The 19322-nt window shown below is 51.4% G+C and carries 18 protein-coding genes; 16 read left to right on the forward strand and 2 right to left on the reverse strand.

What is annotated here, in order from left to right; genetic code table 11:
- Positions 1-48: 48 nt before the first annotated feature.
- The 8 genes from HMPREF0044_RS07860 to HMPREF0044_RS03755 all read left to right on the forward strand — a co-directional run bounded on the left by HMPREF0044_RS07860 (position 49) and on the right by HMPREF0044_RS03755 (position 9306).
- Entirely contained in the window at positions 49-357 is a 309-nt protein-coding gene (locus HMPREF0044_RS07860) for a YlxR family protein (RefSeq protein ID WP_006546774.1), read from the forward strand.
- 108 nt (positions 358-465) lie between these two features.
- Entirely contained in the window at positions 466-3249 is a 2784-nt protein-coding gene (gene infB, locus HMPREF0044_RS03725) for a translation initiation factor IF-2 (protein ID WP_006546775.1), read from the forward strand.
- Positions 3250-3468: 219 nt separating this feature from the next.
- Positions 3469-3939: a 30S ribosome-binding factor RbfA gene (gene rbfA / locus HMPREF0044_RS03730; protein ID WP_006546776.1), complete on the forward strand. Its 471-nt coding sequence runs from the start codon at positions 3469-3471 to the stop codon at positions 3937-3939.
- Positions 3936-4955: a tRNA pseudouridine(55) synthase TruB gene (gene truB, locus HMPREF0044_RS03735; RefSeq protein WP_006546777.1), complete on the forward strand. Its 1020-nt coding sequence runs from the start codon at positions 3936-3938 to the stop codon at positions 4953-4955. The genes rbfA and truB overlap by 4 nt, the downstream gene beginning before the upstream one ends.
- Before the next feature lie 74 nt (positions 4956-5029).
- Positions 5030-5308 (forward strand): hypothetical protein, encoded by a 279-nt coding sequence (locus tag HMPREF0044_RS03740; RefSeq protein WP_006546778.1) that lies wholly within the window; start codon positions 5030-5032, stop codon positions 5306-5308.
- 8 nt (positions 5309-5316) lie between these two features.
- Positions 5317-6297, forward strand: a complete 981-nt coding sequence (locus tag HMPREF0044_RS03745; RefSeq protein WP_006546779.1) for a bifunctional riboflavin kinase/FAD synthetase — start codon at positions 5317-5319, stop codon at positions 6295-6297.
- A gap of 197 nt (positions 6298-6494) precedes the next feature.
- Positions 6495-6764 carry a 30S ribosomal protein S15 gene (gene rpsO, locus HMPREF0044_RS03750; protein ID WP_006546780.1) on the forward strand — a complete coding sequence of 90 codons (270 nt, stop codon included), beginning with the start codon at positions 6495-6497 and terminating at the stop codon, positions 6762-6764.
- A gap of 193 nt (positions 6765-6957) precedes the next feature.
- Entirely contained in the window at positions 6958-9306 is a 2349-nt protein-coding gene (locus tag HMPREF0044_RS03755; protein ID WP_006546781.1) for a polyribonucleotide nucleotidyltransferase, read from the forward strand.
- A 180-nt stretch (positions 9307-9486) separates the two neighbouring features.
- On the opposite strand, the gene HMPREF0044_RS03760 is transcribed toward HMPREF0044_RS03755, so the two are convergent.
- The gene (locus HMPREF0044_RS03760; protein ID WP_040312907.1) at positions 9487-10020 is read right to left on the reverse strand and encodes a GNAT family N-acetyltransferase; all 534 of its coding nucleotides are present in this window, start codon (positions 10018-10020) and stop codon (positions 9487-9489) included.
- 37 nt (positions 10021-10057) lie between these two features.
- Positions 10058-10468, reverse strand: coding sequence for a rhodanese-like domain-containing protein (locus HMPREF0044_RS03765; RefSeq protein ID WP_006546783.1), 411 nt, complete (start codon positions 10466-10468; stop codon positions 10058-10060).
- Positions 10469-10595: 127 nt separating this feature from the next.
- Between HMPREF0044_RS03765 and HMPREF0044_RS03770 the strand changes: the two genes are divergently transcribed.
- The 8 genes from HMPREF0044_RS03770 to HMPREF0044_RS03805 all read left to right on the forward strand — a co-directional run bounded on the left by HMPREF0044_RS03770 (position 10596) and on the right by HMPREF0044_RS03805 (position 19317).
- On the forward strand, positions 10596-11921 hold the full coding sequence (locus HMPREF0044_RS03770) for a M16 family metallopeptidase (protein WP_006546784.1): 1326 nt from the start codon (positions 10596-10598) through the stop codon (positions 11919-11921).
- On the forward strand, positions 11918-12469 hold the full coding sequence (locus HMPREF0044_RS03775; RefSeq protein WP_006546785.1) for a GNAT family N-acetyltransferase: 552 nt from the start codon (positions 11918-11920) through the stop codon (positions 12467-12469). The genes HMPREF0044_RS03770 and HMPREF0044_RS03775 overlap by 4 nt, the downstream gene beginning before the upstream one ends.
- Positions 12470-12583: 114 nt before the next feature.
- Complete coding sequence (locus HMPREF0044_RS03780; protein WP_006546786.1) at positions 12584-14284, forward strand: ribonuclease J; 1701 nt, start codon at positions 12584-12586, stop codon at positions 14282-14284.
- A 12-nt stretch (positions 14285-14296) separates the two neighbouring features.
- On the forward strand, positions 14297-15220 hold the full coding sequence (locus tag HMPREF0044_RS03785; protein WP_040312782.1) for a PfkB family carbohydrate kinase: 924 nt from the start codon (positions 14297-14299) through the stop codon (positions 15218-15220).
- A 95-nt stretch (positions 15221-15315) separates the two neighbouring features.
- On the forward strand, positions 15316-17949 hold the full coding sequence (locus HMPREF0044_RS03790) for a DNA translocase FtsK (RefSeq protein WP_006546788.1): 2634 nt from the start codon (positions 15316-15318) through the stop codon (positions 17947-17949).
- A 43-nt stretch (positions 17950-17992) separates the two neighbouring features.
- Positions 17993-18595 carry a CDP-diacylglycerol--glycerol-3-phosphate 3-phosphatidyltransferase gene (pgsA, locus tag HMPREF0044_RS03795; protein WP_006546789.1) on the forward strand — a complete coding sequence of 201 codons (603 nt, stop codon included), beginning with the start codon at positions 17993-17995 and terminating at the stop codon, positions 18593-18595.
- Positions 18596-18747: 152 nt separating this feature from the next.
- The gene (locus HMPREF0044_RS03800) at positions 18748-19077 is read left to right on the forward strand and encodes a helix-turn-helix domain-containing protein (RefSeq protein WP_006546790.1); all 330 of its coding nucleotides are present in this window, start codon (positions 18748-18750) and stop codon (positions 19075-19077) included.
- Between the two features lie 15 nt (positions 19078-19092).
- Positions 19093-19317 carry a DUF3046 domain-containing protein gene (locus HMPREF0044_RS03805; RefSeq protein WP_040312783.1) on the forward strand — a complete coding sequence of 75 codons (225 nt, stop codon included), beginning with the start codon at positions 19093-19095 and terminating at the stop codon, positions 19315-19317.
- The last annotated feature ends 5 nt before the right edge of the window (positions 19318-19322 follow it).

Below are 19322 nucleotides of genomic sequence, written 5' to 3' on the forward strand. Positions count from 1 at the left end.
GTTGGGACAGTTCTTTGCTGAACTGTGTCTAAAAACGGAAAGGAAACCATGGCGAACCCAGTTATGCGTCAATGCGTGGGGTGTCATAAGGTTACTGACCGAACTGAGTTAGTTCGCTGTGCGTATAACGCAGAAACTGACGCGATTGAAGTTGGACTGTCCCACCAGCTACCTGGACGTGGAGTCTGGGTGCATGCTGATCCAAAATGTTTGCAAAAAGGCATCCGCTCCCGCGGATTTACGCGAACTTTAAAACTTATGGATTTAAGCAAAACATCTGCCTGTACGGTGGAAGCAATGCAGAAGCTAGCAGCGGATGTACTCCAGTACGCACGGTGTGTACTGCAGCAGAGTTAATGGAAGCGGGTTGGAAGCTGATGGGCACCCGATGAGTACCCAGCGATGAGCTGCCAGCAATATTAACGGTCTGTCCTGTTTGAGGGATGGACCTCAGACAGGAGAAAAGTGGCAAAGTTGCGTGTTCACGAGCTTGCGAAAGAGCTCGGAATTACGAGTAAAGATTTGCTCGCATTTTTAAAGGAAAACGGAGAATTCGTTAAGTCGGCATCCTCGACTATCGAAGCTCCAGTAGTACGTAAAGTACGTGAAAAGCTTGAAGCTGAGGGCGTAGCAAAGGCGCCTAAGGCAAAGGCTGAAAAGCCAGCCGCTGAAAAACCAGCTGCAAAGCTAAAGGCTGCTAAGACTGAAAAGCCAGTTGAAGCTGAAGAAAAGCCAGAAGCAGCGCCAAAACCAGCTGCTGCTAAGCCAGCTCCGAAGCCAGCGGCAAAGAAGATTGAAAAGGCTGAAAAACCAGTTGAAGCTGAAGAGAAGCCAGCTTCCCGTCCGGGGCCACGCCCAGGCAATAACCCATTCGCATCTGCACAGGGGATGCCACGTCCAGGTGGCACGGGCGGTCCACGTCCAGGACCTCGTCCGGGGCCACGCCCAGGCAATAACCCATTTGCTTCCTCCCAGGGGATGCCACGTCCAGGTGGTACCGGCGCAGCTGGTGAAAAGCCACGTGGACCACGCCCAGGTGGCGCAGGACGCGGTGCAAACGCGGCTGCTGGTGCAGGTGAAAAGGGTCGTGGCCGTGGTCCACGCCCAGGTGGCGCAGGCGATAAGCCACGCGCACCACGCCCAGCTGGAAACGTAGAAAACTCAGAAGCAACTGCAGCTAACAACGAACGTCGCGGCGGTGGCCGTGGTCCACGTCCAGCAGCAGGTGGCTCTGCAGCTCCACGCCCAGGTGCAGGCTTTGGTGGTGGCGCACCAGCCAACAACGGTCCAGCTCCACGCGGTGGACGCGGTGGCCGTGGCTCTACTCAGGGTGCATTCGGTCGCGGTACCGGCACCGGCAAGAAGGGACGCAAGTCTAAGCGCGCAAAGCGTCAAGAATACGAACAGCAGAATGCACCAGTAATCGGTGGTGTCCAGATTCCACGCGGAAATGGCGCAACCGTACGTATCCGTCAAGGTGCGTCCCTGGCTGACTTCGCAGAACGTATTGAAGTAAACCCAGCATCTTTGGTTACCGTACTGTTCCACCTCGGTGAAATGGCTACCGCAACCCAGTCCCTGGATGAAGACACCTTCGCACTGTTGGGCTCTGAACTGGGCTACGACGTGCAGGTAGTTTCCCCAGAAGATGAAGACCGTGAACTGCTGGAATCCTTCTCTATCGACCTTGAGGCAGAAGAACTGGACGATGTAGAACACCTCCAGTCTCGCCCACCAGTAGTAACCGTTATGGGTCACGTTGACCACGGTAAGACTAAGCTGCTTGATGCCATTCGCTCTACCGACGTGGTAGATACCGAACACGGTGGCATTACCCAGCACATTGGTGCATACCAGGTACACGTAACCCACGATGACGAATCCCGTCTGATTACCTTCATCGACACCCCAGGTCACGAAGCGTTCACCGCAATGCGTGCTCGTGGTGCACAGGTGACCGACATTGCGATTCTGGTTGTCGCAGCAGATGACGGCGTTATGCCACAGACTGTTGAAGCAATCAACCACGCGCAGGCAGCTGACGTGCCAATCGTTGTCGCTGTAAACAAGGTTGATAAGCCAGAAGCTAACCCAGGTAAGATTCGCGCACAGCTAACCGAATACGGTTTGGTAGCTGAAGAATACGGCGGCGACGTAATGTTCGTTGACGTATCTGCAAAGCAACGACAAGGCATCAACGACTTGCTCGAAGCAGTTCTGCTTACCGCAGACGCTGCTCTGAACCTAACCGCAAACCCAGATTCACTGGCACGTGGTGTGGCGATTGAAGCTAACCTGGACCGCGGTCGTGGTTCCGTAGCAACCATGCTGGTGCAGCGCGGTACCTTGCGCGTCGGTGACGCAATCGTAGCTGGTTCATCTCACGGTCGTGTACGTGCAATGTTCGACGAATGGGGCGAAGTTGTGAACGAAGCTGGTCCATCCCGACCAGTCCAGGTTCTGGGCTTAACCTCTGTCCCACGTGCAGGTGACGGCTTCCTGGTAGCTGAAGACGATCGTACTGCCCGTCAGATTGCTGACAAGCGTGAAACTGCTGAACGTCAGGCACAGCTGGCTCGCCGTCGTAAGCGCGTTTCCCTGGAAGACTTTGATAAGGTCCTCAAGGAAGGTAAGGTTGATACCCTCAACCTCATCATCAAGGGTGACGTTTCCGGTGCTGTGGAAGCATTGGAAGATTCCCTGCTCAAGATCGACGTCGGCGACGAAGTACAGTTGCGTATCATCCACCGCGGTGTTGGCGCAATCACCCAGAACGACGTTAACCTGGCAACCGTTGACAATGCAGTTATCATCGGCTTTAACGTACGACCTGCAGAACAGGTTGCACGACTGGCTGAAGATGAAGGCGTTGAAATCAAGTACTACTCAGTTATCTACTCTGCGTTGGAAGAAGTGGAAGCCGCCATGAAGGGCATGCTGAAGCCAATCTACGAAGAAGTCCAGCTGGGTACTGCAGAAATCCGTCAGGTATTCCGCTCTGGTAAGTTCGGTAACATCGCTGGCTGTATTATCCGTAAGGGCACCATCAAGCGTGGCACTAACGCCCGCCTCATCCGTGATGGCGTTGTGCTGCAGGAAAACTTGGAAATCAAGTCCCTGCGCCGCGAAAAGGACGATGTAACTGAAGTCCGTGAAGGCTACGAATGTGGTATGACCCTAGGCTGGAAGGATATCGCCGAAGGCGACATCATCGAAACCTGGGAAATGCGCGAAAAGCCACGCGACTGACCTGAAAGTCATCTCACTTAAAAAGTGAACCTTGGGGCTTGGTCTTGCCAGACGGCAGGACCAAGCCCCAAGGTATTTAGCGAAAGCACTAGGAAAACTAATGCCCCAGAATCGCTCTGCACCAGCAGATGCGGTATGTTAGAAGCAGACAGTAAAATCACCGCCCTCGGGAAGCAAACTGTAAAACCCTTCCCCAGGAAACTGAAAAGGACTTTATAAATGGCAGATATTAACCGCCAACGTAAGGTAGCTGACCGGATTCAGCAAACCGTTGCGCGCCTGCTGGAACGACGCATTAAAGACCCCCGTTTAGGCTTCGTCACCATCACCGACGTATCCGTCACCGGCGACCTACAGCACGCCACCATTTTCTACACCGTATTCGGGAAAGCCTCTGATGCGGAACGCACTCAGAAAGCCCTCAACTCTGCTAAAGGTATGATTCGTTCTGAAGTAGGTAAAGCCCTGGGAATCCGCCTCACCCCAACCATCGAATTTGTTGCCGACGCGCTGCCACAGTCCGCAGCTCGCCTTGAAGACGCACTGGCTCGCGCACAGGCAGCAGACCAACGTGTAGCCGACCTTGCCGCTAATGCTGAATATGCAGGCGAAGCCGACCCATATAAGCATGAAGAAGCAGGCGACGACTCTGACGACTTAGACGAAAACGAAGAAGACGACTTTCAGTGACCGAAACTGAAGAACAAACCCCACAGCGACGGGGTCACGGGCCACGCCTAGAAGTACCCCGCGCCGAAACCACCGCTGCCGACGGACTAATCATCATTAATAAGCCAGCGGGCGTGACCAGCCACGACGTAGTCTCAGCCTCTCGGCGCTTGAGCGCCACCCGCAAAGTCGGACACGCCGGAACTCTAGACCCCATGGCAACCGGCATGCTGATTATCGGCGTAGGCAAAGCAACCCGCCTGCTGCACTACATCACCGGCGCAGACAAAGGATACCTAGCACGCATACAACTGGGGGTATCCACAGATTCAGATGACGCCGACGGTGAAATTACTGCAGTAAACTCTATCCCCGGGACCCGGCTGTTTGGATTAACTAAAGAAATCGACGCGCAAATGCGGTACTTCGTGGGCGATATTATGCAACGCCCTACGACAGTATCTGCGATTAAAGTCAACGGGAAACGAGCACACGCACTGCATCGGGCCGGGGAAGAAATTGAGTTAGCTGCCCGTCCCGTGCACGTCGCTAAGTTTGCTCGCATGAGTGAAGTCGAGTTTGTTGAAGTAACCCTCGACGATGAACCCTATACTTTCGCCGAATTTGATGTCGTTGTAGAGTGCTCTTCAGGAACCTACGTGCGGGCTCTGGCACGTGACTTGGGGGCTGCGCTTGGACTTGGTGCCCACTTAACGCATCTGCACCGTTATCGCGTGGGATCTTGGACAGCGTCGCAAATGCGGGAACTAACTGATATTTCTGCGGAAGTAGCAGAAAACGGTCAAGTACAAGTAATCAGCTTAACCGACGCTTGCTTGCAAGAATATGATGGTCTGGAACTAAACGAGGTGCAAGCTATCGCCCTGTGCAACGGCAATACAACTCGATTAACCGCTGATGCCACCAAGTCTCCGATTGTTGCCGCCCTCTATAACGGGCAGGTTAGAGGATTGCTTGAAAGAGACGGTAACGGGTATCGTCCGCTCGTTATTTTCGAAACGGAAATGCCAGCTTGAACGTTCGTGCCTGGATTGGCAGATGATTTTTAATCCAGGCAAAATAGTAGTGAAAGAATGTGAGAGGAAATAACATGAGTGACGTTCCAGAACGCTTGAATCTAGGTCTGCGCGCCAAAGATGCACCAGGTAAAGCTCCAGGAAGTGGCTGTGGTTGTGGTCGCCACGGTGAATCCGCTGGACAAAAACGAGGTTGCGGTTGTGGAGGACGTCGGCATCGACACGCGCAAGCAGCTCAGCTAGCCACTGACTCAACGCGCGCAGCTGCTGCAGCAGAAGCTGCGAAACTTGCTGCTGAACTGGGTGTTGAACTGCCTGAAAATCCCGCTGCCGCTACTGACCTGGAAGCGTAAGCAGTTTTATGCAGATTTGGAGAGGACTTAGCTCCGTCTCAGCAGGTGACGGTACGGTAGTCACCATCGGTAACTTTGATGGAGTACACCGTGGGCATCAAGTAGTGCTTGAAGAGTGCCGAAAAATGGCACTCGAACTGGGCGTATCCAGCGTAGCAATTACCTTTGACCCGCATCCGCTTTTAGTGCACTGTCCACAGACCCCAGTAGAGTTAATCACCTCTTTATCAGACCGCCTCATCGCTTTAGAAAACACAGGTCTTGATGTAACTGCTGTTTTAGAGTACGTCCCCTCTCTTTACACCCTCACAGCTAGCGAATTCGTGACGGAAATTCTGGTAAAAATTTTCCACGTCAAAGCGGTAGTGCTTGGTCAAGACGCGCATTTTGGAGCTGGAAAAACCGGAAACGTTGATTTATTGAATGAACTCGGAAGAGAACTAGGGTTTCAAGTGAAAGTTGTAGCTGACCGGCTAGGGGAGTCTGGTCGCCGCTGGTCCTCTACCTGGGCGCGGGAACTTTTAGCTACAGGTGATGTGAGTGGTGCGGCAGAAATTTTGGGAGCGGCACATACCATCCGTGGGGTAGTCCAACATGGTTTTAAACGAGGGCGGGAACTGGGATTCCCAACCGCAAACCTTGATGACTCTTGTTCAGGAATCATTCCTGCAGACGGTGTCTATGCCGGTTGGCTTCAGTTAAATGATTCTGCTGAAAAACTACCCGCAGCAATCTCAGTGGGGTCTAACCCGCAGTTTGCTGGACAAAAGCGAACTATTGAAACTCACGTGCTGGGGCGCAGTGATTTAGATTTATACGGCAAAACCATTGTCGTTCATTTCGTAGAACGTCTCCGTGGAATGCAGTGTTTTGACTCTCTGGATGAGTTACTGTTGCAAATGGATGCTGATTTATTGAAGGCTTCTGAAATTTTAGAAGTAGCTCCGGCTTGTCGAGTTAACCCCGCAGAAGTCACTGCGGGAGTTTAAACTTCACTTCACATAAAACTAGTTCACACAGCTGGTGGCTTAAATCACCTGAAAAAGCGGGCTTAACGCACCGCCCTCGGGAAAAATCTTGAAATCCCATGCTAAACTGAGAATTGCCGTAAATATCGGCCACGGACTTGTTATGCCCGGGAGAACATGCCCCGGAGCTCCGTGCAACGAGTAGAAGGAGATCCGTAATGGCTCTTGCTAAAGAAGTTAAAGACCAGATCATCAAAGAGTACGCAACTCACGAAGGTGACACCGGGTCCCCAGAAGTGCAGATTGCACTGCTCACCCAGCGTATTAAGGACCTGACCGAGCACTTCAAGATGCACAAGCACGATCACCACTCCCGTCGTGGTTTGATGCTGCTGGTTGGTCGCCGTCGTCGTCTGCTGGGTTACCTGGCTGACATCGACATTGAACGTTACCGTTCACTGATCGCTCGCCTGGGTCTGCGTCGATAATCGTGTGAGAGGCTCGGCTCCGAATCTGGAGCCGAGCCACTTCTACGTAAAAAACTAAATAAACCACAAGTAAAACCGACAGTTAAGGCGTTTCCTGCGGTCCTCGGTAGTGGCTTACGGAACGTGGTTGTCCGTGGGTCTCAATCGAAGGCCGGCACGCCAAACTGTCCCTCACAGAAATGGAGACTTCCAGATGATGGAAGGCGATGACATCACCGCAGCAGAAACCATTATTGACAATGGTAAATTCGGCAAGCGTGTGATCCGCTTTGAAACCGGCCGCCTGGCACGCCAAGCAGCAGGTTCCGCAATGGCTTACCTGGATGATGAGACCGCAATCCTCTCAGCTACCACCGTAGGTAAGCACCCTAAAGACCAGTTCGACTTCTTCCCACTGACCGTAGACGTTGAAGAACGCCAATACGCAGCAGGTAAGATTCCAGGTTCCTTCTTCCGTCGTGAAGGCCGTCCAGGTACCGAAGCGATTCTCGCATGCCGCCTCATGGACCGCCCACTGCGCCCAGCATTCGTAAAGGGTCTGCGCAACGAAGTCCAGGTAGTTGGCACCGTACTGGCAATCCACCCAGACGACGCATACGACGTACTGGCAATCAACGCAGCATCCATGTCCACCCAGATTGCAGGTCTGCCATTCTCTGGCCCAATCGGTGGTACTCGACTGGCTCTCATCGACGGCCAGTGGGTAGCATTCCCACGCTACTCTGAAATGGAACGCTCCACCTTCAACATCGTAGTAGCTGGTCGCGTAGTTGGCGACGACGTAGCTATCATGATGGTAGAAGCAGGTGGCGGCGACGATATGGTTGACCTCATGGCAGCCGGCGGCACCGTACCAACTGAAGAAGTTGTAGCAGACGGTCTGGAAGCAGCGAAGCCAATCATTCGCCAGCTCTGTGAAGCACAGCTGGAAGTAGCAAAGCACGCTTCTAAGGAAACCGTTGAATTCCCACTGTACTTCGATTACACCGACGAACAGTACGCAGCAGTTGAAAAGGCTGTTACCGCAGACCTCTCTGAAGCAATCACCATCGCAGCGAAACTGCCTCGTGAAGCTCGTATCGACGAAATCCAGGAAGCTATGCTGGCAAGCCTGGAAGAAGAATTCCCAGAACAGGAAAAGGACCTCAAGGCAGCATTCCGCTCCATCGAAAAGTCCCTTATCCGTAACCGCGTTCTGCGTGACGGCGTACGTATCGACGGTCGTAAACCAACCGATATTCGTTCCCTCTCTGCAGAAGTTGAAGTTCTGCCACGCGTACACGGCTCCGCACTGTTCCAGCGTGGTGAAACCCAGATTCTGGGCGTAACCACCCTGAACATGCTGCGCATGGAACAGCAGTTGGACAACCTGTCTCCAGTAACTGCAAAGCGTTACATGCACCAGTACAACTTCCCACCATTCTCCACCGGTGAAACCGGTCGCGTAGGCTCTCCAAAGCGTCGCGAAATCGGTCACGGTGCCTTGGCAGAACGCGCGCTGGTACCAGTAATCCCAGCTCGCGAAGACTTCCCATACGCAATCCGTCAGGTATCTGAAGCACTGGGTTCCAACGGTTCTACCTCCATGGGCTCCGTTTGTGCATCTACTCTGTCCCTGCTGCAGGCAGGTGTGCCACTGCGCGCACCAGTTGCCGGCATTGCAATGGGTCTGATGACCGGTGAAGTTGATGGCGTACAGAAGGCAGTTACCCTGACCGACATCCTCGGCATCGAAGATGGCTTCGGCGACATGGACTTCAAGGTTGCAGGTACCCGCGAATACATCACCGCTCTGCAGCTCGACACCAAGCTCGACGGCATCGACTCTGAAGTTCTGGCTGGCGCACTGGCACAGGCACGCGACGCTCGTTTCGCAATCCTGGACCTGATTAACCAGGCAATCTCTGAACCAGACGAAATGTCCAAGTACGCTCCACGCATCATCTCCGTACAGATTCCAGTGGATAAGATTGGTGAAGTTATCGGTCCAAAGGGCAAGATGATCAACCAGATTCAGGAAGACACTGGCGCAGAACTGACCATCGAAGATGACGGTACTGTTTACATCGGTGCTGAAACCGGTGAAGCAGCAGAAGCTGCTCGTGCAATGGTTAATGCGATCGCTAACCCACAGCTTCCAGAAGTTGGTGAACGCTACGTAGGTACCGTTGTTAAGACTACTTCCTTCGGCGCATTCGTATCCCTCACCCCAGGCAAGGACGGTCTGCTGCACATCAGCCAGGTACGTCGTCTGGTAGGTGGCAAGCGCATCGAATCTGTTGAAGATGTTTTGGGCGTTGGCCAGCAGGTTGAAGTTGAAATCGCTGAAATCGACGCTCGTGGCAAGCTGAGCCTACACGCAGTTCTGACTGAAGAACAGCTGGCAACAGAAGCTGAAGCTCAGGTTGAAGAAACCGTAGTTGAAGGCGAAGAAACTGAACGTCGTCCACGCCGCCCACGTCGTGAACGTGGCGAACGTCCACGCCGTCAGCGTACTCGTTCCCGTCGTGGCCAGGAAGAATCCGGCGAAAGCGAAGAGTGAGTAATCGCTTAAACTAAAGTGGTGGGCTGTCATTGACAGCCCACCACTTTTATATTTGCGCGCGAACTCGCGTTCGCGCGTTTTGGTTGCGTCGGAACTTGAGCTCCCGCGTTTTGGTTGCGTCGGAACTCTCGTTCTCGCGTTTTGGCTGCGTGGGAATCGCAACTCGCGCGCAGGTAGCTAGCTTAAATCTACCCAATAACGTTGAATACTGCGTCCCTCACCATCAACCACAACATTTTCTAAAATCCCACCATTGCGGACAATCGTTTTCGCAGAGGCAATATTTTCACTTCGACAGCAAAGCAACGCCTTCGGAATCCCCAGCTTGCGGCACTCTTCTAACGCTAAACCCACCAAAATCGTGCCGTAGCCACGCCTCCGTTGGCTGGGGCGAATCCCATCCCCAATATGCCCAATCGAAAACTCTAAAAACTCATTCAACTCATGTCGAATATTGACTGCTCCTAAGAACCTATCGTTATCTGCATCGTAGAGAAAGAACATTGAGTCCGGAACCCAGCCATCCTGATTACCAGGCTTCACCTCAAGATTCTTAAGATAAGAGTCAAAATCATGCCAGTCGTTTCGAAAAACCATACGCGGTGACGGGTCACCACCATTGGTAGTGATATCTGCTTGCCATTCATCTAGCATCTCTACCAGCAGAGACTGGTACTGGGCAGATAGTTTCACGAGTTTAAGATTACGCATATTGCCCATACTAGGGCACAAGCTCGCTAAAACCTATCTACGGTACGATTGGCAGACTCAAAGCTTCAGCTGCATCAGTTACAGACCCCAGGTCAGTAACATTTGTGAAACCATTCTCAAGCATGTACTGTGCGGCGACAGCAGAACGGTTTCCTGAACGGCAGTACACATAATACTGGACATTGGGATCTAGTTCAGAAACCTGCTGAGCGAAATCCGCGGACTTAACATCAATATTTACAGCTTGATCGACGTGTCCTTCGGCGTATTCTTCGGGGGTGCGCACGTCAATGATTGTAGCGTCACCTACCACCACTGATTGTTTTGCTTTCGAGTTAGAGTTCATTTCATTACCAGTGGAAGCAGCCGGCTGAGTGGTTCCACCACAAGCGCTTAATGCGAAAGCTGCAGCAACAATGACGGAAAGTGGGCGTAGGGGAGTTTTCATAGTAATCTTCCTCCGGGCTAAGATAAAAGGTTTTGGCTATTATATCAATAATGGAAACTGAAAGTCTGCTGAGTTTAAATGAACACCGCTAGGCTATTTTCAATACAACCAAGTAAACTCGTATCTGATGAATACTTTGCCACTTCCTCTGGTTGCCTCAACTGATGCACTTGCAACCATGACCCTCTCAGAGGGCGAATCGACTATTAAACGTACTATTTTGCCAGGCGGTATCCGGGTACTCACTCATGAGATTCCCGCGCAACGTTCAGTAAGTATGTCCATTTGGTGTCCGGTGGGCTCTCGCGATGAGCATATTGAATCAGCTGGTTCCACCCACTTCTTGGAACACTTACTTTTCAAAGGAACGAAGACGCGTTCTTCGCAGGATATTGCGAACGCTTTTGACGAGGTCGGCGGTGAATCTAATGCCGGTACTACGAAAGAATATACGTATTACTGGGCGCGTATCCTGCAAGAAGACTTGCCTATGGCTGTGCGCGTACTTGCGGATATGGTGACTTCTTCGGTAATTGATCCGTTGGAGTTTGAACGTGAACGAGGCGTTATTTTAGATGAACTAGCTATGGGGGCAGATGACCCAACCGACGTGGTTCATGAGGGATTTTCTAAAGCTGTTTTTGGTGACCACCCGTTGGGGCGCCCAATCGGTGGGGATTATGATTCCATTAATGCTGCGCAGCGTGACACGGTTTTTGAATACTATCAGGAACGCTACCGCCCGGATACGCTGGTTTTCGTAGCCGCGGGTGCGGTTCGTCATGAGCAGCTTTGTGAAATGGTGCTGCAGGCAATGGATGCTGCCCAGTGGCAGTTAGATCCTCAAGCAGTGCCGAATACTCCGCGGGTCAGTGCCGGGGAGACTGACCTACCTGTGTATGAGGCTCGTGATTTAGAAACGCTTAAAGTGGCTGAGCAGGCTCATATTGTTGTGGGTGGCAAGGGTATTAACACTACGGATGAGCGTCGTGCAGCGATGTCTGTGTTATTGAGTGTTCTTGGCGGTTCAATGTCGTCTCGTTTGTTCCAAGAGATTCGTGAAAAGCGGGGTTTGGCGTATACGACTTATGCTTTTGATTCTGCTTACACGGATGCTGGTTCTTTCGGTATGTATGCTGGTTGCGCGCCTAAGCATTTGCATGAGGTTGAAGCGTTGATGCAGGCCGAGCTTGAAGATTTGGCTGCGAACGGGCCTACTGAGGTTGAGTTGCGTCGCGTTAAGGGGCAGTTGCGTGGTGGTATTGCGCTGGGCTTGGAGGATTCTGCTGCGCGGATGGCTCGTTTGGGGCGTGCGGAGATTTCGCAGGGGCGTTTCACTCCTTTGGATTTGACGATTTCTCGGTTGCTGGATGTGACGGTTGCAGATGTTGCGTCGTTGGCTTCTGAACTGTTAGCGCAGCCGTGGTGTCGTTCTGTGGTGAAACCAGCATGATGATTCAGCCGGATCGTTCAGTGCGTCCTGCGTTAGTTGGGGACGCGGAGTTTATTGCCCAGATGCAGGTTGCGGGAATGATGGCTTCCTTAGAGGCAACTTTGGAAGCTGAGCTACCTGCTGCGGTGCGCGCGTTGGTTGAGAACCCGCAGGTGGAGTTGGCTTGGCAAGAGACTTTGCGTGCTCCGGCGCGTTCTGAGGTGGCGATTTTAGTTGCGGTCGAGGGCGCTAAACCATGTGGTTATGCGTTAGGTATCTTGTCTAAAGCAGATGATACTCACGAACACCTAAGTCAGTTGGGTGTAGAAATTGCTGGGTTTGAAGTGTCTGCTGAGGAATCTCGGCAGGGGCATGGTTCACGTTTACTTGCGGCGTTGAGTGATGTTTTTAAAGGGCAAGCTCATCATGTGAATACGTGGATTATGCCTGGGGATAAACCTCGCGTAAGGTTCTTTCAAAGCGCGGGGTTTGCTCCCGCTGGTATCCAACGTCGTCTACAAGTAGGCGAGAACACTGTTATTCAACATTTGTGGTGGGCGCTTTACTAATTGTTTTGGCGCGTGCAGGTTTTAAATATCATCTGTCCGAGTTTTAAGAACTCGGACAGATTTTTATGGCGGCTCGTTACCTAAAAACTAGTTATTCGTGGCACAATTAGAACTATGATGCCTAACGTTTCAGAATTACCTGCACCACCCGCCCTCGAGAAAAATGTCCTCCGTGTAACCCCGCTTGGCGGCTTGGGGGACATCGGGCGTAATATGACGGTTTTTGAAATCAACGGGCAACTGTTGCTTGTTGACTGCGGGGTACTTTTCCCACAGGAAAAGCATCCGGGAGTTGATTTAATCCTCCCTGATTTCACGGCGATTGAAGATCGCCTAGATGACGTGGTCGGCTTAATTCTTACCCACGGGCATGAGGACCACATTGGAGCAGTCCCATACTTGTTGAAGCTACGCGAGGACATTCCAATCTACGGTTGTGAACTCACTATCGCGTTCGTAGAACCAAAGTTGGATGAACACCGCATTAAGAACGCTAACTTGAATGTGATTGCCGAAGGTGACCGCATTACCCTGGGCGGTTTCGATTGTGAGTTTGTTTCCGTAACCCACTCGATTCCTGACGCCATGGCTATTTTCATCCGCACTGTTGCTGGTAATGCGCTGATTACCGGCGACTTTAAGATGGACCAGCTTCCCTTGGACGGTCGTCTTACTGACTTGCGGGCTTTCGCGCGTTTCGGTGAAGAAGGCGTTGACCTTTTCCTAGTTGATTCTACTAACGCGGAAGTCCCGGGCTTTGTAACTCCGGAACGAGAAATCGGCCCAGTTTTAGATAATGTCTTCCAGCAGTCGCAAGGCCAGATTGTGGTTGCCTCATTCGCCTCCCACGTTCACCGCGTCCAGCAGGTTTTTGACGCGGCATTGCTGACGGGGCGTAAGGTAGCGCTGATTGGTCGTTCTATGGAACGCAATATGCGGATTGCGCAGGAATTGGGGTACTTAGATATTCCCGAGGACGTGATTGTCTCGGCTAAGGAAATCATACAGCTTCCTGACAATCAACGTGTTTTCATGGCTACCGGTTCACAGGGCGAACCAATGGCCGCTTTGGGACGCATCGCAGCTGGTGAACACCGCTTCGTATCCGTAGGTGAAAACGACACGGTTATTTTTGCTTCTTCTTTGATTCCAGGTAACGAGCATTCAGTTTACCGCGTAATCAACGGGCTAACACTATTGGGTGCTAAGGTAGTACACCAGGCGAATGCAAAGGTACACGTATCGGGCCACGCATCTGCTGGTGAGCTACTGTACTGCTACAACATTTTGCAGCCTGAGAACGTGATGCCAATCCACGGCGAAGTCCGTCACCTGGTAGCTAACGGAAAGCTAGCAGAACTCACCGGTGTTCCAAAGCGCAACGTGATTCTTGCCCTTGATGGGGTTAGTGTAGATTTGTATGATGGTGAAGCTACTATCGTCGGGGCAACACCGTGCGACTACATTTACGTAGATGGTAAGTCTGTGGGCGACTTGTCAGAAGATGAGTTGGAAAGCCGTCGGGTTCTGGGTTCTGAAGGTTTCATTTCACTCTACGCCGTGGTTGATTTGGAATCTAAGACGGTGGTTTCTGGACCAACCATTAAGGCAGTTGGTATGGCTGAAGATGACTCAGTATTTACAGAAATCTTCCCAGCTGTGGAAACGGCGTTGCTAGAGTCTTTGGGCGTGGATGAGCCAAATACTTATCGTTGTCAACAGGCTATGCGTCGCGCTATTGGCAACTGGGTAGCTCGTAAACTCCGTCGTCGGCCAATGATTGTGCCACTGGTTGTCGACGCTGCGGAAGTATAGTTTGGGGTTACTGTGGGTCGTTTTATTTCAACGCAGCCGGTGGTTTTGAACCTCCCTACGTTAATTGATGCTCTGCCAACAAAGGGTGAAATGATTAAGGCAGAAAGTATTCTGTCTTACCCGGGTGGTGGTTTCATCGGCATGGCTGCAGCTGCTGAACTAGGTGTAGAAACCTGTATGCTTTCAGTACTGGGGACTGGCCCTAACTCTTATGTGGCGCGTCGTGAGATTCTTTCACGCAATATTAAGATTTTGACCGATGAAGTTATTGGCGATATTGGGCTTGCAATTTCGCTAGTGGAGTCTGATGGTCACACTACGGTGATTGTATCTCCGGGAGTTGAATATGAGCCTGATATGGAACATTACCGTCAGGTTGAGCTACGCGCAGGAGACGTCGTTTTAGCACATGGTTCTTGCCTTGCTAATGAACCAGTTGCGAAGGCTTACTTACGTTGGGTAAGTGAGATTCCTGCCGAAGTGAAGGTAGTGGTAGCTCCGTCCCCAATCTTAAATCAGGTTAATCCTGTTTACTGGCAGGCACTTTTGCAACGAGCTGATTATTTAACTATGAATAATCGCGAGTTTAACTTACTGCAGCAGATCTTGGCAGACTTTTATGAGGGCGCTACCTTTGCGTCTCTGATGCGCCCAGAATCTACTGTGGTGGTGCGCCGTGGCGATACTGGCTGTGAGTATTGGAAGCATGATGGGTCTGCCTCCCAATGGGTTGATCCGTTTGAAACTCAGGCCGTAGATACGTCTGGTGTCGGAGATACTCACGTTTCAGTAATGTGCGCGGTTTTAGCGCAGGGAATGGAACTTGATTACGCTTTGAAAGTTGCTAATGCAGCAGGTGCCTGTATGGTGTCCCATGCGCATTCCTTCCCACCCCCAAGTTTGGATCAGATGCTGTATTTGCTGACCGGAATGTAATTGCTGAAGCAGAGTTTGTGAACTAAGCGGCGTGCCCTGTTAAAGCGGCGCGCCGCTTAAAATTTGGCGGATTTTAGCGGTATTCTGTGGGTATTATGGCTAAAACTACGTCCTCAGGTCGCTCTTCAAAGAGCTCGAAATCTACAAAAGCTGAGTTGCAGACTGAAGTTGAATCCCAGTCTTCACCACTCGTTAGTATCTTTAAAGCCATCGGCAGGGGTATTGCCGCTATTTGGCGTGCATTCGTCCAGCTTGATGACCAGTTGAAGCGCGACGGTTTAGCCGTATTCTTAATCGCGTTATCATTAGTGATTGCACTGCGAGAATGGTTTGGAGTTTCCGGAGCCGCAGGGGACTACATTCACCTTTTCGCCGCTGGGGCGGTGGGGGTATTTTCTTTCCTCGTCCCAATCGGTTTGCTTGCACTGGCTGTAACCCTATTCCAAGCACGCACCAACTATGCGATTCCTCATCGCGTTGCTGGTAGCTTAGGTATTGCGGTTGCTTTAACGGGCTTAGCGCATGTGTCTGCTGGAAACCCAGCTTTTAAGAACACCGATGGGTTACTTAAAGGTGGCGGTGCACTGGGCTGGCTCTTGGGATCCCCATTGCATACTTTGCTTTCTGCAGCGGGAGCAATCGTAGTTTTAGTTTTGCTCCTGGGGTATTCACTACTGGTTCTGACGCGGACTCCGATTAGCGAGATTCCACAACGTATTGAAGCCCTCACACAACGTTACCTGCAGCGTGAGCCAAAAACTCAGGTAGAGAAACCTGAACTTTTGGATGAGTATGAGGCTGATGAGCCTTACCGAAAGTCCACGGTAGTTGAACCTGTTTATCAAGAAGTTGAGCCTGCATGGGACGCCCTCGAGGAAGAAAATAACTACCCTGAAAACTGGGATGTTGAACCAGAACCGGTTGAAAAGCGCCCGGTAATGCCAACTCGCACGCTGCGTCCTCGCCCTGCTGCGCAAGCAGAAACCACTGTTCTACCAACTTTGCCAGAACCCCTGGAAGAAGAAACCACTGACGCAGAAGACACGATTGTTTTCCCAACCACCATTCCTGGAAACCCAGGTGAAGAAGAACGCGTTTACGAGCTTCCCTCTGAAGAACTCCTGGTACGTGGAGCACCCCATAAGACTCGTTCCGCAGCGAATGATGAAGTAGTTGAAGCACTGCAGACGGTACTGAATGAATTTAACGTCGATGCGCAAGTAATCGGTTTTACGCGTGGACCAACAGTTACCCGCTACGAAATTCAACTTGGCGCGGGCGTTAAAGTTGAACGTATTACGCAGCTTTCTAACAACATCGCTTATGCGGTGAAATCAGCTGACGTTCGCATTATTTCCCCAATTCCAGGTAAGTCTGCGATTGGCGTGGAAATTCCAAATACCGACCGCGAAACCGTCGCGTTGGGTGACGTACTACGTTCGGGACCGGCAGTTTCCAACCCACACCCGCTTTTGGTGGGCGTCGGCAAGGACGTCGAGGGCGGTTATGTCGTAACTAATATTGCGAAAACACCACACCTGCTGGTTGCAGGTGCAACGGGTTCCGGTAAGTCATCATTCGTGAACTCGATGATTACATCAGTGATGATGCGTGCCACCCCAATGCAGGTACGCATGATTTTGGTAGACCCAAAGCGCGTGGAACTCACCATCTATGAAGGTATTCCACACTTGATTACTCCAATCATTACTAACCCTAAGAAGGCTGCTGAAGCCTTGGAATGGGTAGTTAAAGAGATGGATAATCGCTACGACGACCTGGCTAACTTCGGCTATAAGCACGTCGATGATTTTAACGCAGCCATTACTTCCGGTAAGTTAGTTGCGCCTCCGGGATCTAACCGCGTGCTAGCACCATACCCTTATCTGTTGGTAGTCGTCGACGAACTTGCAGACTTGATGATGGTCGCCCCACGTGACGTTGAAGCTTCCATTCAGCGTATTACCCAGCTGGCGCGTGCAGCAGGTATTCACTTAGTACTGGCAACCCAGCGTCCTTCCGTTGATGTTGTTACCGGTTTGATTAAGTCAAATATTCCATCCCGCCTGGCATTCGCTACGTCTTCTTTAGCGGACTCTCGAGTTATCCTCGATCACCCGGGTGCAGAAAAACTAATCGGCCAAGGTGACGCTCTCTACCTGCCTTCAGGGGCGGGCAAGCCGCAGCGAGTACAGGGTGCTTGGGTGACGGAAGCGGAAATCCATCAAATCGTCGAACACGTTAAAGCACAGATGAACCCTGTCTACCGTGAGGATGTTACCGCTCCAGCAGCACAAGCTGCGGTAGCTGAAGATATTGGTAAGGATCTGGATGACTTGTTGGAAGCTGCCGAGCAGGTAGTTTCTACCCAGTTGGGTTCGACTTCTATGCTGCAGCGTAAACTGCGTATTGGTTTCGCTAAGGCAGGGCGCTTGATGGACCTATTGGAGTCACGCGGGGTAGTAGGACCATCAGAAGGTTCTAAACCACGTCAGGTGCTGGTGCGTCCAGAAGATCTGCCGCAGGTACTAGCGATGCTACGTGGGGAATCTGATGGTATCAGTGAAGCACCGGTAGCATCAGAACAACCGATTCCAGCCTCTGCAGTGCCTTCCGGAACCTATACTGCGCCGAATGCTGGTGCAGACAGGTATGATGGAATAGAGTTCAATGGAAACTGGGATGAAGAAGAAAGCGAAGACGCCTGGGAACTAACTGGGCGAGAGTAGTTTTCAAAACGTCAGTGAATAGAAGCGAAGGAGCGAGGTGAGCATGCAAAGCATCAAAGAAATGGACAATAACGTTTCTAAGCGTAAAGCCCAGGAAGTTATTTTCAATGTTCCGAACGTATTAACGATTATCCGCCTCGTTCTGATTCCGGTTTTCATCTACTACCTTTTGCAAACCGATACTCGTAGCCTTTGGATTGCTTTCGTCGTATTTGCTTTAGCAAGTATGACTGACTATGTCGATGGTGAAATCGCTCGTCGGTGGGCGTTGATTACTGACTTCGGGAAAATCTGGGATCCGATTGCAGATAAAGCGCTAACTTTGGGTGCTTTTGCAACTCTTTCATACTTGGGGTGGCTTCCTTGGTGGTTTACCATTATCGTTGCTGTCCGTGAGTTTGGCATTACTTATATGCGTAAGCGTTTACTGGAACGAGGGATTGTCGTAGCAGCTAACTTCAGCGGAAAGTTAAAGACCACTTTCCAAATGATGTTGATTGCTTTCCTGGTGGTTCCATGGGCTTCATTCACAGATGTGTCCGGTACTTGGTATTCAGTAACCTACTGGGCTCTAGTGGGAATCACCCTCTTTATGACCCTGTACTCAGGCGTCGGTTATCTGATGCCTCTGTTTAAGAAGAACTGAATAGGCTTTTAAAGTTGGGGTGGAGCACTTAGTGTTCTGCCCACAACTTTTTTGATGTCTGGCATTATGTAGGGGCTACCTATGAGAAAATGTGGCGGGTTAAATAGTGGATAAAAGAGAACTTTACTCTGCTTTTGCCATACAGTTGAAGTATGAATAGTCAGAATACCTCTACCATGTCTGTGCGCGAACACATTGGCGAAGTCCTTCGCCAGATTCGTCGTGCCCAGGGAAGCACTCTGCGAGAGGTATCTGCTAAAGCCCAGGTTTCCCTTGGCTACCTCTCAGAAATTGAAAGAGGCCAGAAGGAAGCGTCCTCGGAAATGCTGCTGTCAATCTGCACCGCGCTGGGTGTGCCACAGTCCCTGGTACTGCGCGAAGTTTCCATACGTCTAGCGAAAATTGAGCACGTGATGGCAACTTCTAAAGCTCCGCAGTATGCGAAAGCGCTTGGCAAAGACGAAATTACTCTGCTCAGCTGAGCCTAAGGAATGGCAATGACTATTTCAGACTTCTGGAATAACCTGGAAGCGGTCTTTGGATCTTGCTACGGACGGTCCCTGGTAGGTGACTTATACCTTCCAAAACTAGGTGGTACCGCTGAACAATCTTTAAAGCAGGGGATTGCTCCTGAACTTATTTGGGCGGAATTGATTGCTGAGACTGAAATGGGCGAAGATGCTCTTTGGGTACACCGCCAGCCAGCTCCTGCAAAGAAGTAAGCGAA

The sequence above is a fragment of the Gleimia coleocanis DSM 15436 genome (assembly GCF_000159015.1).
Taxonomy (GTDB): Bacteria; Actinomycetota; Actinomycetes; order Actinomycetales; family Actinomycetaceae; genus Gleimia; species Gleimia coleocanis.